The organism is uncultured Shewanella sp. (assembly GCF_947497935.1).
Taxonomy (GTDB): domain Bacteria; phylum Pseudomonadota; class Gammaproteobacteria; order Enterobacterales; family Shewanellaceae; genus Shewanella.
In genome coordinates, this window is record NZ_CANMIO010000027.1 from 1 (window position 1) to 17,010 (window position 17,010).

Below are 17,010 nucleotides of genomic sequence, written 5' to 3' on the forward strand. Positions count from 1 at the left end.
AGAACCTAGAACCTAGAACCTAGAACCTAGAACCTAGAACCTAGAACCTAGAACCTAGAACCTAGAACCTAGAACCTCTAATACTCAAGCCTAGAACCTTCTTTATAAAACAAAGGATAAAAGCAATGCCAAAACTACGTTCAGCAACCAGTACCGAAGGCCGTAACATGGCAGGAGCACGTGCGCTATGGCGTGCAACAGGTGTGAAAGATAACGACTTCGGAAAACCGATTATCGCTATTTCAAACTCGTTTACCCAGTTTGTACCGGGCCATGTGCACCTTAAGGATATGGGCTCTTTGGTTGCAGGCGCGATTGAAGAAGCTGGTGGCATTGCTAAAGAATTTAATACCATCGCCGTTGATGACGGCATCGCCATGGGCCACGGCGGTATGCTTTACAGCTTGCCATCACGTGAGTTGATTGCCGATAGCGTGGAATACATGGTCAATGCACACTGCGCCGATGCCTTAGTATGTATCTCGAACTGCGATAAGATCACCCCTGGCATGCTAATGGCGTCATTACGCCTTAATATTCCAGTGATTTTTGTATCTGGTGGCCCGATGGAAGCGGGTAAAACTAAACTGTCAGACAAGCTTATCAAGCTAGATCTGGTCGATGCCATGGTTGCCGGTGCAGATGAGCGCGTATCTGACGAAGACAGTGAAAAGATTGAGCGCAGCGCCTGCCCAACATGTGGTTCATGTTCAGGCATGTTTACTGCGAACTCGATGAACTGTTTAACCGAGGCGCTTGGTTTATCATTGCCGGGTAACGGATCCATGTTAGCGACTCACGCCGATCGTCGTGAACTCTTCCTTGAAGCGGGTCGCCGTATTATGGATCTTGCCACACGCTATTACCGCGATGATGACGAGTCGGCATTGCCGCGTAATATCGCTAACTTCAAGGCGTTTGAAAATGCCATGACGCTAGATATTGCCATGGGCGGCTCAAGTAATACCGTGCTGCATTTACTTGCAGCAGCGCAAGAAGCCGAAGTCGATTTCACTATGGCTGATATTGACCGTTTATCTCGCCTGGTACCGCACTTGTGTAAAGTGGCTCCAGCCACGCCGAAATACCATATGGAAGATGTACACCGCGCTGGCGGCGTAATGGGTATTTTGGGTGAGCTAGACCGAGCTAACTTACTGCATAACGATGCCTATCACGTAGCCGGCAAAAATCTTGCAGAAGTATTGGCAAAATTCGATATCGCTCAGAGTGATGATGCCGCAGTACGCAAGTTCTTCTCAGCAGGCCCTGCAGGTATTCCAACGACTAAAGCCTTTAGCCAAGATTGTCGCTGGGACAGCGTTGATGATGACCGCCAAGAAGGCTGTATTCGTAGCCGTGAGTTTGCCTTTAGCCAAGAAGGCGGTCTTGCTGTGTTATCGGGCAACGTGGCTGTTGATGGTTGTATCGTTAAGACCGCAGGCGTCGAGGTTGAAAATCACACCTTTGTCGGTAGCGCTCGGGTGTACGAGAGTCAAGATGATGCGGTAGCCGGTATTTTAGGTGGTGAAGTGGTTGCTGGTGACGTGGTGGTTATTCGTTACGAAGGCCCTAAAGGAGGGCCAGGCATGCAAGAGATGCTTTACCCAACCAGTTATTTGAAATCTCGTGGTCTAGGCACACAATGCGCGCTGATCACCGATGGTCGTTTTTCGGGTGGCACTTCAGGCTTGTCAATTGGTCATGTTTCACCTGAAGCGGCTGCTGGCGGCACTATCGGTCTAGTGCAAACTGGCGATCGTATCGAAATCGATATTCCGGCACGTTCAATCAAACTCGCTATTAGTGATATTGAGTTAGCGGCGCGCCGCACTGCAATGGAAGCGCTTGGTAGTGATGCTTGGAAGCCTCTAGGGCGAGTAAGACAAGTATCAATGGCACTTAAGGCCTATGCATTATTAGCGACCAGTGCCGATAAGGGCGCAGTGCGTGATACTAGCAAGCTAGTTTAATCGATTTAACGGGATTAAGAGGTAGTTTATGTTGGCTCTAGCATCACAATCGCAACTGGATTTGGCTCACTATTATCTGCAGAAAACTTTACTGTCGTCAGTTTATGATGTGGCTAAAGTTACGCCGCTTTCTAGCCTTAACAAGCTGTCGGCACGTTTAGGTTGTCAGGTATTTTTAAAACGTGAAGATCTGCAGCCAGTGCACTCGTTTAAGTTGCGCGGCGCTTACAACAAAATCGCTGAGCTAACTAAAGAGCAGTGTGAATGTGGCGTGGTGTGCGCCTCGGCGGGTAACCATGCTCAAGGTGTCGCTATGTCGGCGTCTGCTCGTGGTATTAGCGCTGTTATCGTGATGCCTGAGACAACTCCCGATATTAAGGTCGATGCCGTTAGGCGCCTTGGTGGAGAGGTGGTGCTCCATGGCCAAGCGTTCGATCAGGCCAACGCCTATGCGCAGAGTTTGGCTCGCGATGAAGGCCGCGTTTATGTGGCGCCGTTTGATGACGAAGCCGTTATTGCCGGCCAAGGCACTGTGGCGCAAGAGATGTTGCAGCAGCAGCGCGATCTCGAAGTGGTGTTTGTACCTGTTGGTGGCGGTGGCTTAATTGCGGGGGTTGCGGCTTACTATAAAGCGGTAATGCCACAGGTGAAGATTATAGGCGTCGAGCCGGAAGATTCAGCCTGTTTAAAGGCGGCACTGGAAGCCGATGAGCGGGTGATATTGCCGCAAGTTGGTTTGTTTGCTGATGGCGTGGCCGTTAAGCAGATTGGCGCCGAACCATTTAGATTGGCTCGTGAGTATGTCGATGATGTGATCACCGTGAGTTCAGATGAAATCTGCGCTGCGGTGAAGGATATCTTTGAAGATACGCGAGCGATTGCCGAGCCGTCGGGAGCGCTGTCGCTGGCAGGGCTGAAGAAGTATATCGGGACTAATGGTAAAGGCGAGAAAGTAGGCGCAATCTTAAGTGGCGCTAACGTGAACTTTCATAGCTTGCGCTATGTATCTGAGCGCTGTGAACTTGGTGAGCAGAAAGAAGCGATTTTGGCGGTTAAAGTGCCGGAGCGCCCTGGTGTGTTTTTGCGTTTTTGCGAGCTGTTAGACAAGCGAGCGATGACCGAATTTAACTACCGCTTCAGTAGTCGTGATAAAGCTGTGGTGTTTGCTGGAATTCGCTTAACACAAGGGCAGAGCGAACTCGATGGCATCATTGCTAACTTGGAGTCAGAAGGCTTTGGTGTGCAAGACCTATCTAATGATGAAACCGCTAAGCTACATGTGCGCTATATGGTGGGAGGGCAACCGCCTGAGCCACTAGAGGAACGTTTGTTTAGCTTTGAATTTCCAGAGCATCCTGGCGCGCTATTTAAGTTCTTAACCACCTTGCAGAGTAAGTGGAATATCAGCCTATTTCATTATCGTAATCATGGCGCTGCTTACGGTCGAGTATTAGCGGGTTTTGAGGTGCCAGAATGTGATAATTTGGCCTTTAAACAGTTTTTAACTGAGTTAGGTTTTGTCTATCAAGAGGAAACTGAAAGCCCTGCTTATCAGCTGTTTTTAGATAACCGCGCTTAACCAACAATAAGCGTACACAGGCTAAGGCAGCATCATTTAATATGACGCTGCCTTTTTCATATAAATAGAAAGTAATACCTATATTTTCATATATCTGGTTGATAGGCAGAGAGCTTTTTTTGTAGTATGGATTGGAGTCGGTTTTTCATACTAATCAAGTATTTTATGCCGACTCAATTTAATCCATAAGTAGGCTTCACTATAGACGTAGGGGCTTGACGGTATTTATCGTTATAACTGCATGACAGCGGTCACCTATCAAAGCGGATAGTATTAGAGGAAATATCATGTTACCAGCACCCTTTATAGAGTCATTTAATCCACCTCGCCGCACCTTAATGGGCCCCGGCCCTTCTGATGTTTACCCTGAGGTGCTGGCAGCGCAGTCTAAGCCTACCATTGGTCACCTAGACCCTCTGTTTGTCGAGATGATGGATGAGCTTAAAGCATTAATTCAATATGCATTTCAGACTAAAAACGAAATGACAATGGCGGTTTCTGCCCCAGGCAGTGCAGGCATGGAAACCTGCTTTGTGAATTTAGTTGAACCGGGTGAGAAAGTGATTGTTTGCCGTAATGGCGTGTTCGGTGAGCGTATGCGCCAGAACGTTGAGCGTGTTGGCGGTGTTGCTGTAGTGGTGGATAACGAATGGGGTGAGGCGGTTGATGCCGACCAAGTTGCCAGTGCATTAGCGGCAAACCCTGATGCGAAATTTTTGGCATTTGTGCATGCTGAAACATCAACGGGGGCTTTATCAGATGCTAAAACCTTATGTGCGCTAGCAAAGCAGCATGACTGTTTATCAATCGTCGATGCGGTGACCTCTTTAGGTGGTGTCGAGTTGCTGGTGGATGAATGGGGTATTGATGCAATTTACTCTGGTAGCCAGAAGTGCTTATCTTGTGTGCCGGGTTTATCACCTGTGTCGTTTTCGCCTGCGGCAGTCGCTAAGCTAAAAGGGCGCAAGACGCCAGTGCAAAGTTGGTTTCTGGATCAAACTTTGGTCATGGGGTATTGGGATGCTTCGAGTGATGGCAAGCGTAGCTACCATCATACCGCGCCAGTCAATGCCCTGTATGCACTGCATGAGTCGCTACGCTTGTTAGCAGCGGAAGGCTTAGAGCTTGCTTGGCAACGTCATGCCGACATGCATCAAGTGTTGCGTCATGGACTACAGCGTTTAGGGCTTAAATTTGTAGTGGCTGAGAACAGTCGTTTACCACAGTTAAACGCGGTTTATATTCCAGAGGGGATCGATGACGCTAAGATCAGAAAGCAGCTGCTAGAGAATTATAATCTGGAGATCGGTGCGGGTCTTGGTGCGCTAGCAGGCAAGGCATGGCGCATTGGCTTGATGGGCTTTGGTGCGAGGCGTGAAAATGTTGCGCTTTGTCTTAAAGCACTAGAGGAAGTATTGGCGTAGAAACTTTAACAGCTCTTTTCTGAGAGCTATGCCATTAAGTCTTAATAAACCACGAAGCGCTCACTGTGTTTGCGACACAGAGGGCACGAAGAAAACAAAAAGTACGGCTAGCTTTTCTTCATGAGCTTCGTGGTCCATAGATTTTAGCTGTGGATCTTAATTCTTTAGAAAGTGTAATCCACTTTTACCCAAGCGGTACGACCCGGCTCGTTAACTTGGAACATAGGTGAGCTACCTGGAATATCGTTACCCGCACCAGAGCGACTAATGTGCTCTGCGTAGGTGATATCGAATAGGTTCTCTACTCCGAAGCTAACTAAAACAGCTTCGTTATGTTTCCAGCTAGCGTTGAAAGACAGGGTGCCGAAACCGCTACTTTCAGCCAAATCCTGGCCAGAGATGTTACCTTCACCAATCGCGACTCTATCTTGGGCAGCGACTAGGCGCCAAAGTAGGCCTGCGGTCCACTGGTTGTATTGGTAATCTAGGGTGATGCGTCCCTCTAGCGGTGGGATCTGGCCAAGTGGCGTGCCAGCGGTATCATTGTCACCATGGCTGTAGCTCACGCTGGTTTGGCTTGAGAAATGCTCTGTCAGTGGGATGGTTGCTGCGATTTCGCCGCCATAGACTGTAGCATCGATATTATAGGCTGTAGCCGCAGGCCCTTGGTTGGCATCGATCAAGATATAATCGCGGATCTCACCGTAAAATAGTGAAGTCGATATGGCGATATCGGCTTCATAGATCCAACCAATATCGAGTTGAGTCGTTTTCTCTGGCGCTAAATCGAATGCCTTCTGGCTTGGGTTGTTCACGTCTGATTTCATGATCTCCCAGTAGTCAGGCATACGTTGAGCATGGCCTACCCCAGCATAGTACTGGCTGTTGCCCAAAGTGAGTTCATAGCGGCCGTAACCACTGAAGAGATCATCGCTGCGTTCGCCTTTCTGGCCGACCATTAGCTCGGTTTTCCAGTGATCATAACGGGCACCTGCAAGCAGCTTACCCGCCGCAAGATCATAGCTAGACTCTACAAATAGTCCAGTTGCCTGATAGCGCATATTGTCTTTAAATGGCTTATTTAGCAGGTCGTCTAAACCGTTATCTATGGCTGGATTGATGCTGCGACCTTCGTGGGTGCTATCCATATAATCGGCGCCAGTGGTCAGAGTCCAATCATTTGCTAGGGTAAAATCAACCCAAATATGACCGCCCTGAGTACCACGTCTGACGTTAGTCCCTGAATTTATGCCTTGGTCGAACTGATCCATAACATGGTCATTTTCATTGGTGTAGGCCTGAACTTCGATATTATTTAGCCATTCACTATCAAACTCATGTTGCAGCAGGAAGGTAAGATTTTCGTTGCTGATCTCACGGGCTTTATTGGCGCGATCGGCATACTCGGCTTCACCAGAAGAGCTGCCATATGCCAGCTCGAGTACCGTCTGTTCGCTCGGCGTCCAGCCTAGTGCAAAGTTATAGTTTGAGCGGTCGTAACTCGATTGTACCTCGTTGCCATCGCCATCTTTATAGTGGTCGCTCGATGACTGATTCACATCCATGTCGAAATAGTGCTTCTCATCGCCAGCTTTCAGTTCGACTAAGTAATCGGTACGACCAAAACTGCCTGCGGTAACACTGGCACGGCCATCGAGTCCTGGCTCATCAAAATTGTGACGGTCTTTCTCAAATAACACAGTTCCGGCACTGCCTACGGGGCCGTATTTTACGGTTTGTGGGCCCTTGATGACGGTGATGTTGTCGTAGGCTTCTGGATAGATATAGGCGGTCGGTGGATCCATGCGGCCGCCACAGGTGCCATAAACATGCTGACCATCGTCGACAATGCTTAAGCGTGAGCCACCTAGACCGCGCAGACTCGGATCGCCACCTGCGCCACCTTTACGACCGATACTAAAACCGGGAATAGTTTTAAGAAATCCGGCACCGTCATAAGCCGGTAGTGGTAGACGTGGCTTTTTAGGATCGGTATAGGTCTTGGTCGGATCTTTCATCAATTCGCCAGTGACGATAATGCGCTCAACTGGCTCAGGATCGTTATTTTTTTGAATTGTGTCGGCGAAAGCTGGGATTGAAATCAGCCCTAAGGTGACCACGGGAAGGGTCAGCATTGTTTTCTTGTTCATCACTGTTATCGCTATTGTTATTTATTTTTAGGGCTGTTTTACAGAGGTTTACGATGGCGATAAACCAATTTTCCCCAAGGTGCGACAAAGGGTCACAGGTGGGTGTGACCCGTCTCACTTTTTACTGGCGTAGCGTATAAAAAAAGGGCGATAAAATCGCCCTTATTACAGTGAATTAAATAGTGATGTATTAGCTAATTAACTGCACGATAATCATGATGATAAGCACAGGGCAAACGTATTTAACATACCAAGGCCATACCTTCCAAAACAGGCTATCAGTATTGACCTTATCTTGTGCGGCAATGGCACTTATTAGCTGGTTTCTGTTCCAGACCCACCCCAAGTAGATGGCGATACCGAGTGCAATCAGTGGCTGGGCTCGCTCTGTGGTCATGGTGATCATAAAGCCGAATAACAACTCGAAGTTAAACACTACCACCATAGACAGCGCTGCAATGACACTACCCACCAAGAATGTGGCCTTGTCACGGCTTAAGTTGGTTTTCTCCACTAGGTAACTGGTGGGCACCTCAACGATTGAGATAGCCGATGTTAGGCCGGCTATCGTCATTAAGATGAAGAAAGTGATGGCTAGCAAGTACTGGCTTATACCACCAATGGTGTCGAACAGGGCAGGCAGTACGGTAAACACTAAGGTGTCAGAATTCAGCAAGCTGCCATCTTCGGCAAAAATCTGTACACCGTTGTGCTGTGCCACATACATGGCTGGTAGCACCATAAGTGCGGCTAAAAATGCCACGCAGGTATCGGTCAAAGTAACGTAGGCGGTCAGTTTGCTTAAGTCTTCTTTCTGGCTTAAGTAAGCGCCATAAACCATCATAGCTGCTGTGCCTATGGTTAGAGAGAAGAAGGTTTGGCCCAAGGCGCCAATTAGCACATCGGCGTCAAACACCCGTGAGAAATCAGGCACCAATAATACTTCTAGACCTTGCATCGCCCCGGGTTGAGTCAAGATATAAGCTACACCAGCAACTAAGATCAATAACAACATAGGCATTAGACGTTTTGACCAGCGCTCAATGCCTTTTTGCACCCCCTGGCGGATCACTAAGATCACCAAAGCGATGAAAATAAGGGTGAACACCAGATTGCGAGACAAGGAGAAGTCCATCAACCAAGAAGCGGTCTCAGTCTGGCCAGTCAATTCGGCAATGGGTGCGATAGCAAAGCTGACAAACCAGCCCGATAAAATGCTGTAGAAAGTACAAATTAAGGTGGCAGTAATGATGGAGATAAAGCCGATTGCCTTACCTATCTTCTTGGCCAACGGTTTCGTCGCCACCTTAGCCATGGCATCGGCTGGGTTAGTCTGCCCATGGCGACCAATCATTAACTCCGCGAGGAGCATGGGATAACCCAGTACCAAGATTAGAAACAGATAAACAAGCAAGAATGCGCCGCCGCCGTGGGTGGCTGCTTGAGTGGGGAAGCCCCAGATATTACCGACACCGACAGCCGAGCCTGCCGCCGCCATAATAAAGCCTATTCTCGAGCTGAAGTGCCCTTGTTTTACTGTACTCATTGGAGCTCTCTTTCTGTGCTTCTTTGTCAATTAAGAGCGCGCATATTAGTGCTTTAAAATGATACGTCAACGCCTTAAATTAGCGCTTAAAATTGTTTTGTTGATGCTTTATTTTAATTATTTAATCTAAAGCGACGTAGTTTGTCGTTTTAGTGATATAAGGCGATACTTGATTGCGTAAGTCTGTTTTTATCTATGACTGCGCGCAATAAAATCATTTGCCGATTAAAGGAGAAAATGCGACCGAATGCACAGATTATAGTCGCTATGACCAATCAGGGATCTACGAGGGACATCTTGTGCCGCTCGATTGAGGGGCGAAGAAGGCAAGATTAAGTCAGTGCTAAATCAAAAGGGTTTAAACCCAAGAGCTCAGAGCCAACATAAGGGGGAATTAAGTAAGCGCTAAACATAAAAAATGTAGACCGAAAGACTGGCCACTTAAGCTGTACCAATCCAAGGAGCCCCGAAGAGGGTTAAATCGGCAGTGGAATACTGGTTTGGTTTTTAACTTGCTTCAGCACGAAGCTTGAACGTACGCCCGCGATATGATCGTTGGTGGTGAGCTTATCGAGCAGGAAGACTTTAAAGTGCTTCATGTCTCTAACAAGCACCTTAAGTTGGTAATCGGCGTCGCTACCCGTGAGTAGGCAGCACTCTTGCACTTCATCATAGCTGCTTACCTTGTCTTCGAAAGCCTCTAAAATTTCGGTGGAGTGTTTCTCTAAACGGACTTGGATATAGGCGGTTAGAGCAAGATCAAAATGGTCGGCGCTCAGCAAAGTGGCGTAGCCAGCAATATAGCCAGCCTCTTCCAGTGACTTCACTCGTCTCGAACAGGGCGAGGGTGATAAACCGACTTTCTCGGCAAGTTCTTGGTTGGACAATTTTCCATGTTGCTGCATCAATTTAAGGATATGCAGATCAATTTTGTCTAATTGCAGTTCAGCCATGCTTGCTTCTCACCAGAGTTGGGGTTAATCGGTATTATTTTCTTTGCAGGCAGAATACCTTAATTGATATCAAGCGCAAGCAGCCTATCCTACTGGCCCCTCATAAAGAGGCCTGCTTAATTTATCAATAGGCGGCTTTTAGTTTTGAAGGCAGCAGCAGACTGAGTCTAGGCCAGAGTGCCTGAGTGGCGTAGATACTGCTAAAGGCGATGCTTCCGCCTATGGCGGTGGAGGCTAAGACATCTTGCGGCCAGTGCATGCCAAGCAGCATACGGCTAAAGCCCATAGCAATTGCCCAGGATAATAAAACCAACGGCATGGCAAGGTTACCTGCGAGTAATAGATAGTAGCCAACAACGAGAGCTAAGGTGACTGCAAATAGCGTGTGGCCAGATGGAAAGGCGTAACCGACTTCATGTTGCCAGTGACGCTTAATAGAAGCGCTAAGCTGTAGGTCTGGGCGAGCAACATCAAGTTGCTGAATAGCCATTCCTATAATCTCTCTTTTCTCTGCTTTGCCATGTTGATAAAAATCTTGAGTGTTAAGCAAGTACTCTTGCTCTAACAGAGTTGCATTGGGGCGAGGCTCAGCAAAGTAGGGTTTCAAAAAGTGATTAAGGCTTAATGTGGCCGCCATACTAATGGAAACGGCTAAGACTAGCTTTAGGAAATGTGCTTTGCTCATGCAGCGATAGCACGTCGTGAGAATAAGTAAGCCAGTGATGATGCCATAAGGTGCAGTGCCGGTGCTGGTTAGCCAATAAAGGGCTTCAGACAGCCAAGTGTTTAAGGCGATACAGGGGAATAAACTACTGGCGGTTAGGTAGATAGCTGCTGGGATCATTAATAGCACTGACCATGCAGCCAGCATGAGCTTATTGGTATGTTGAGGCAAAAATTGATTGTGCTTGTCTGGATTTAAATTATTCAAAAATGCCTCAGTACGTAATTTACAAAGCCCTGAAAGTTGGCCGTTATTAAAAAAACTAACGATTAAACAAGGCTATCTATTTAACAAGACTAGCGCTCTAACAAGATTAACTGTCGAAGTAGCGACATTCTAGCCCCTACGGATGAAGCGTAAATTAATCTTATTTAATGGAATACTTAATTGGATGAAAGGCATTACTGATTTTGCAGGTCTACTGCAAAAAATTGGAGCCTAACATGTCAAATATACTAAAACACTTGTCCCTTGCTCGCGGCGTTGTGAGCGCACGGATCTTATTAGCGAGCTTTTTATTGCTGACGGCAATGCCTAGATTTACTGCAAATGATTCAAGCTATTTCACTAAGCAATTAATGGCGGTTGGCTTGCCTGACCTACCTTGGCTTAGCGCTGCAATTGGTGTTGTGCAGTTACTGACGGTGCTCGCGCTGTTTAAGCCGCAAAATGGCTGGGCGCAGTTAATGATTTACTTTTACGCTGGACTCGCCGTTGTGCCGTTATTAATGCTGTTTACTCACCCTGTATGGATCGAAAGTTTGGGCGGCTTTCCGGCAATTGGTGCGGGGCAAGGTCTTATTAAGTATTTAGGAATTTCGGCCTTAGCGATATTTATAGCTTCTTATTATGATGGTAAACAAGCGCTCAATACTGTGGCAGAAAAATTGATGTTAGCTGGGATCGTGCTAGTGATGGCATGGATTGGCGGCATGAAGTTTACCCAGTATGAAGCCGACGGCATTGAAGGTTTAATGCGGACTAGCCCGCTGTTTAGTTGGATATACGATTTCTTTAGCGTATTGCACGGCTCGTATTTTATTGGTGTGATAGAGCTGATTGCTGTGGTTGGTATTGCGTTAGTGTCATGGTCAAATAAAGCCTATGGCTTAGGCCTTGCCGTTGCTGCGTTAACCTTTGCTGCAACGCAAACGTTTCTAATCACCTTACCCGCTTATGAAACCAGTTCAACAGTGCCTATGCTCACAGGCAGTGGTCAGTTTATTGTGAAAGATTTAGCCTTATTGGCTTGTAGTATTTTACTATTTGCCAAGATGCTAGAGAAAAGCAAGCGAGCCTTATAAATCGCTGTATGCGAGAAACAAAAAGAGCATCATTAATGATGCTCTTTTTTTGTGCTGGATACAAACTTACTCTGCAGAGTTAAGCTTAGCTTCAAGGGCGTCGACTTGTGCTTGTAATGCTTCTAGCTTCTCGCGAGTCTTGATTAGAACGTGCTGCTGCACCTCAAACTCTTCACGAGATACTACATCTAACTTTTGCAGTTGGTTTTGTAAAACCTGCTTGCTACGTTCTTCAAATTCGCCCGCAAATTGCTTTAATCCACTAGGAAGGTTTTCGCTTAACTGCTTAGCGACTTCTTCAATTTTCTTTGGGTTAATCATTGTCTATATCCGCTTAAGTACATAGTGCCTGTTATTCTTTGATTGTACCTGAGCTCAGTTATATTGCCAAAATAATCACCACAGTCTGCAATAAGAAGATTGCGTTATGTGAACGTGATTGGGTAATAAAAAAGCCTGCTATCGCAGCAGGCTTTTAGGCTTAGCTTCACTCGTTTAGGTTTAGTTGCTTAGGCTATATAACAGCTAGAGCTTAAGCATTAACCTCTTCAGCGGTATTGAGCGCTTCATCGAATACCGGAAGTGGCTCGTGTTTCTCTGCTAGGTAGGTGTAGATCACTGGTAATACAAACAGGGTAAACACGGTACCGATAGCAAGACCCGATACAATCACTAGGCCGATATTAAAGCGAGCAACAGCACCGGCTCCTGAGGCAAAGAGCAGTGGGATCAAGCCTGCGATCATCGCCGCCGTTGTCATTAGAATTGGACGCAAACGTATGGTTGCCGCATGCTTAATGGCATCGACTTTACTGAGAGCATTATGCAACTGCTCCTCCTTTGCCACCTCACACATCAAGATACCGTGCTTAGTGATAAGGCCCACCAAGGTAATCAAGCCGACCTGAGTGTAGATGTTCATCGACGACAAGCCAAATACATGAGTCCAACCTAAGGCCACTAAGGCACCACTAATCGCCAGAGGCACTGATACTAAGATAACCAAAGGATCTTTAAGGCTCTCAAATTGACTTGCCAAGACTAAGAAGATGATAGCCAGTGCTAAACCAAAGGTGGCATAAAGTGCTGAACCCTCGGTGACGTATTGACGTGCTTCACCTAGGAAGTCATAGCTATAACCTTTAGGGAGTTCGTTATCACCGATATTCTTTAGGAAGGCAATCGCATCACCAATTGCCACGCCAGGCGCTGCAACACCACCAACGGTAATTGCGTTCATCTGATTAAAGTGTGGCAGTGAACGTGGCTCTGATACCATTTCTATATCCACTAAACTTGCTAGTGGCACTGAACGTCCATCGGCCGCAGTTAAGTAGTAGCCTGCGAGTGCCTCTGGGTTGGCGCGGAGCTTACGTTCAACTTGAGGGATCACCTCATAAGAGCGCCCATCCAAGTTAATACGGTTAACATAGCCATCACTCATCATGGTGGTTAGGGTTAAACCTATATCTTGCATGGTGATGCCATAGGCACCCGCCACATCACGTTTGATATGGATTTTCATCGACCCCGAATCAAACTTTAAGTTGACCTCAGAGTATACGAAGAGTGGACTTTTTTGCACTTTTTCGAGTACGCCTGAACCGATTTGGAATAAGCTTTCGAAAGAGGTTGAGCTGGTGATCACGAACTGAATTGGTAGGCCACTAGATGCACCTGGCAGTTCAGGCATCTGGAAGGTGGTCACCGCCATTCCGGGAACATTTTTAACCTCTTTACCAAAGAATTCCTGCATCTGCTTCTGGCTCTTATCACGCTCACTCCAAGGCACAAGCGGTGCGATACCAAAGGCTTGGTTAGCATTTGGCACGCCTACGAAAGCAAGTGATGCCGCAGATTCTGGCTGAGCGCTAATCATATCGGTGACGATTTTCATATTTGCTTGGATGTAATCCAAGTTAGCGCTCGATGGTGCGGTGCCCATCATCATCACTACGCTTTTATCTTCACTGGGAGCCAGTTCTGATGGAATGAAGTTAAACATTACTGGCAGAGAGGCAAATACGATAATAGCAAAAGCGATAACCACAGGTCGCTTATCCAGTACGGCGGTAAGCATGCGATTGTAGCGGCTGGTTAAGCCTTCTAAGAAGTTCTCTACACCACGCTCAAAGCGGTTGGGCTCTGCGTGTGCCTTAAGGATTTTAGAGCACATCATTGGTGATAGAGTCAGTGCCACGATACCTGATATAAAGACGGCGCCCGCCAGCGTTAACGCAAACTCTTTAAACAGCGAACCAGTCACACCACCCATTAAGGCGATAGGGGCGTAAACCGCTGCTAAAGTAATGGTCATAGAGATAACTGGAACGGCAATTTCTCTAGTACCGATAATCGCCGCCCTAAATGGCGTTTCACCTAGCTTGATATGTCTGTCGACATTTTCCACCACCACGATGGCATCATCCACCACCAGACCGATGGCTAGCACCATGGCTAGCAGTGTCATCAAGTTAAGAGTGAAGCCAAACATCTGCATGATAATCGCTACACCAATTAAGGACAGCGGGATGGTGACAATTGGAATAATAACCGCTCTAAATGAGCCTAAGAACAGGGTGATCACTACGATTACAATCAATGCAGCTTCACCAATTGTCTTAATCACCTCATCAATGGATTCATCAATCGCCAGTGATGAGTCATATAGAATACGTGCCTTAATCGAGATCGGTAGGTTACGTGTGATTTGAGGCATCATGGCGCGGGCATCGGCTGCCACGATTAACGGATTGGCAGTTGGGGTAACGTCAAGACCGACTACAACCGCTTCTTGGCCATCGGCTAAAGCGCGATAGACATCGTGGCTCTTATCTAAATTAACATCGGCAATATCCCCTAAGCGGATCACCATGCCATCTTTGCTACCAATAACGAGTTTCTTTAGTTCTGCAACGGTGGCAACCTGGGTGTCAGCCGTGCCGTTGATTAAGGTGAAGGTATTATTGGTTTGACCTACTGCAGACTGATAGTTGTTGGCCTGCAAGACGTTCATGACATCGGTCGATGATAGGTTAAATGCCCCCATACGAGCAGGATCTAGCCATATACGCATGGCGTATTTGATACCACCGTATAGGTTCACCTTGGCGACACCATTGATAGTAAATAGCTCTGGCTTAACCACACGTTCTAGATAATCGGTGATCTGACTTGAGTTAATTTGATCACTATAGAAAGAGATATAGAGGGCTGAGGTTTGTGAGCCAGTAGACATCTCAACAGTAGGATCTTCAGCCTCTTTAGGTAACTGAGAGCGTACCGAGTTTACCTTAGCTAAGATATCGGCTAAGGCACCGTTGGGGTCGGTGTTGAGCTTCATATAAACAGTGATTTTAGAGCTACCTAAAAAGCTGTCTGATGTCATAAAGTCAACGTTGTCAGCCTGGGCTAACGCTTGTTCCAGGGGTTGAGTAATAAAACCCTGGATCAAATTAGAGTCGGCGCCGTAGTAACTGGTGGTAACTGTCACTACGGTGTTGGTCATCTCCGGATATTCTCGTACCTGCATGCTTTTAAGCGCATAGAAGCCAAGCAGTAATATCAGAAAACTGATGGAGGCCGCGAGTACCGGCCTGCGTATAAATATATCAGTGAAGCGCATCGCCAAATCCTCCGCTTACAACTGTGGCAATGTGGCTGGAGGGGTAAGTGCATCATCCTCAGTCACTTTGACTTTTGTGTTGTTACTTAAGCGTACTTGACCCGAGGTGACAACGGTATCGCCAGCCTTCACGCCACCGACTATGAGTGCATTTATATCATCGCGCTCAAGGACTTTTACATTCACCTGCTTAACACGCTTTACTTGCTCGCCATCTTCGTTCTTCTCTTCAATCACATAGACAGAATCGCCGTAGAGCGTAAAGCTAATCGCAGTTTGTGGTATCACTACCTGCTGGGTTAACTCCGGCAGCATGATATCGACCTTAGCAAACATTCCGCTGCGTAGTTTTCCGTGAGAATTTGGGATCTGCGCTTGCACCTGAATCAAACCACTTTGATAGAAAACAGCGGGTTCAATTGCCGCAATAGTCCCTTCAAATGGCTCGGTTGGGTAGGCGTCGACATAGACATGTACGACTTGGCCTGTCTCTATTCGAGGAAGCTGGGTTTGTGGAATGGTAAAGCGGATCTTCATGGTGCTGATATCTTCAAGGCGGACGATATCCGTACCGGTTTGCAGGTACTCACCTAAGTTGACGTTACGAATACCGACTAGGCCTGTAAAAGGCGCTCTTATCTCACGGCGGCCTATGGTAGCACTCAAGCTTTCGATATCAGCCATTAACGCTAAGTACTTAGACTGGCTATTATCGAGATCTTGCTTAGAGATGGAGTTTTGCTTGTAGAGTTTACTTAGGCGCTTATAGTCCGCTTCGGCTGCGGGTAGCTGCACTTGCTTACTCTTAAGGTTGGCTTTCTCTACTTTGGAGTCTAGTTCTACAAGCATTTGACCCGTTTGAACCTCACTGCCGTTTTCAAAGCGAATTGCAGAAACTACACCGGATAACTCATTTGCAATGGTGACACCTTGATTAGGCTCAACAAATCCAATCGCGTTAATCGTTGGCTGCCATTTGCCCTCTTTTATATCGATAGCCGTGACCGGAGCCACCGCTTCAGGCATGTTAGCAATTGCATCGGCAATTTTTCCTTTAATAAAAAGATTGAAGCCAATGACTGAGCCAAAGGCCAGTACTGCAATGATGATCATCACCAGGGTCCATTTTTTCATGTCCTGATAACTCCTTTAGTTTGTCGGTGTAGTTGGGATTAGAATGGCTTGCCAGCAAAGATCGCAGGCAAGTGTGATATCTTTTTCGTCGTATTCAATTAGGCCGCGCCTAATGGATCGCGCCAGTGCCATAGAGGGCTCCATCGCGATAGCGTATAGGAATCTAGGGTTTAAAGGCTGGATCAGCCCTTGCTTCACACCCTCTTCAAAGAGTTGTTGTAATGGAGCAAATAGCTGCATTTCTAACTTGCGGATCTCATCGGTATTACTTTCCGGTAAGTGCGCGTATTGCTCATAGCTTAAATTGGTTGGCGTTCGCTGTTTGCCGTAGTTATGCATTTTCATCCAAATCCGTTTAAATCTCTGCTCGAGCGTGCCTATGTCATGGTCGGCCAAGATGGCGCCAGCAACTTGCGACAAGACGTCTTTTCTGAGCTCTAAGATGAGCTCATTCTTATCTTTGAAATAGCGATAAATGGTACCAGCGGCGACACCTGCCTCTGTTGCAACTTGTTGCATAGACAGGCCCTGTATTCCGCCTGTTGCGATAATTTTTTCAGCGGCACGAAGAATAAGATCGTATTTGTTGTGCATAATA

The 17,010-nt window shown here is 47.0% G+C and carries 12 protein-coding genes; 4 read left to right on the forward strand and 8 right to left on the reverse strand.

Annotation, left to right across the window (positions count from 1 at the left end; genetic code table 11):
- Positions 1 to 125: 125 nt before the first annotated feature.
- From ilvD to Q1A86_RS19540, 3 genes are all read left to right on the forward strand, one after another.
- Positions 126 to 1,973 carry a dihydroxy-acid dehydratase gene (ilvD, locus tag Q1A86_RS19530; protein ID WP_299810597.1) on the forward strand — a complete coding sequence of 616 codons (1,848 nt, stop codon included), beginning with the start codon at positions 126 to 128 and terminating at the stop codon, positions 1,971 to 1,973.
- 28 nt (positions 1,974 to 2,001) lie between these two features.
- The gene (ilvA, locus tag Q1A86_RS19535) at positions 2,002 to 3,552 is read left to right on the forward strand and encodes a threonine ammonia-lyase, biosynthetic (RefSeq protein WP_299810600.1); all 1,551 of its coding nucleotides are present in this window, start codon (positions 2,002 to 2,004) and stop codon (positions 3,550 to 3,552) included.
- Positions 3,553 to 3,839: 287 nt separating this feature from the next.
- Positions 3,840 to 4,976 carry an alanine--glyoxylate aminotransferase family protein gene (locus tag Q1A86_RS19540; protein WP_299810602.1) on the forward strand — a complete coding sequence of 379 codons (1,137 nt, stop codon included), beginning with the start codon at positions 3,840 to 3,842 and terminating at the stop codon, positions 4,974 to 4,976.
- Between the two features lie 164 nt (positions 4,977 to 5,140).
- Here the strand turns inward: Q1A86_RS19540 and Q1A86_RS19545 are convergent, their stop codons facing one another.
- From Q1A86_RS19545 to Q1A86_RS19560, 4 genes are all read right to left on the reverse strand, one after another.
- Entirely contained in the window at positions 5,141 to 7,126 is a 1,986-nt protein-coding gene (locus tag Q1A86_RS19545) for a TonB-dependent copper receptor (protein WP_299810605.1), read from the reverse strand.
- Between the two features lie 190 nt (positions 7,127 to 7,316).
- Positions 7,317 to 8,672, reverse strand: coding sequence for a sodium-dependent transporter (locus Q1A86_RS19550; RefSeq protein ID WP_299810608.1), 1,356 nt, complete (start codon positions 8,670 to 8,672; stop codon positions 7,317 to 7,319).
- A 476-nt stretch (positions 8,673 to 9,148) separates the two neighbouring features.
- A complete protein-coding gene (locus Q1A86_RS19555) occupies positions 9,149 to 9,625 on the reverse strand; it encodes an Lrp/AsnC family transcriptional regulator (RefSeq protein ID WP_299810611.1) in 477 nt (158 codons plus the stop codon).
- Between the two features lie 124 nt (positions 9,626 to 9,749).
- Positions 9,750 to 10,556: a phosphatase PAP2 family protein gene (locus Q1A86_RS19560; protein ID WP_299810614.1), complete on the reverse strand. Its 807-nt coding sequence runs from the start codon at positions 10,554 to 10,556 to the stop codon at positions 9,750 to 9,752.
- Positions 10,557 to 10,792: 236 nt separating this feature from the next.
- On the opposite strand from Q1A86_RS19560, the gene Q1A86_RS19565 reads away from it, so the two are divergent.
- A complete protein-coding gene (locus Q1A86_RS19565) occupies positions 10,793 to 11,653 on the forward strand; it encodes a DUF417 family protein (RefSeq protein ID WP_299810617.1) in 861 nt (286 codons plus the stop codon).
- A 66-nt stretch (positions 11,654 to 11,719) separates the two neighbouring features.
- On the opposite strand, the gene Q1A86_RS19570 is transcribed toward Q1A86_RS19565, so the two are convergent.
- The 4 genes from Q1A86_RS19570 to Q1A86_RS19585 form a co-directional block, all read right to left on the reverse strand.
- Positions 11,720 to 11,974, reverse strand: a complete 255-nt coding sequence (locus Q1A86_RS19570; RefSeq protein ID WP_012153625.1) for an accessory factor UbiK family protein — start codon at positions 11,972 to 11,974, stop codon at positions 11,720 to 11,722.
- A 211-nt stretch (positions 11,975 to 12,185) separates the two neighbouring features.
- On the reverse strand, positions 12,186 to 15,278 hold the full coding sequence (locus tag Q1A86_RS19575) for a multidrug efflux RND transporter permease subunit (RefSeq protein WP_299810626.1): 3,093 nt from the start codon (positions 15,276 to 15,278) through the stop codon (positions 12,186 to 12,188).
- A gap of 15 nt (positions 15,279 to 15,293) precedes the next feature.
- A complete protein-coding gene (locus Q1A86_RS19580) occupies positions 15,294 to 16,412 on the reverse strand; it encodes an efflux RND transporter periplasmic adaptor subunit (RefSeq protein WP_299810629.1) in 1,119 nt (372 codons plus the stop codon).
- 15 nt (positions 16,413 to 16,427) lie between these two features.
- Positions 16,428 to 17,006, reverse strand: a complete 579-nt coding sequence (locus Q1A86_RS19585) for a TetR/AcrR family transcriptional regulator (RefSeq protein WP_299810632.1) — start codon at positions 17,004 to 17,006, stop codon at positions 16,428 to 16,430.
- Positions 17,007 to 17,010: the final 4 nt, after the last annotated feature.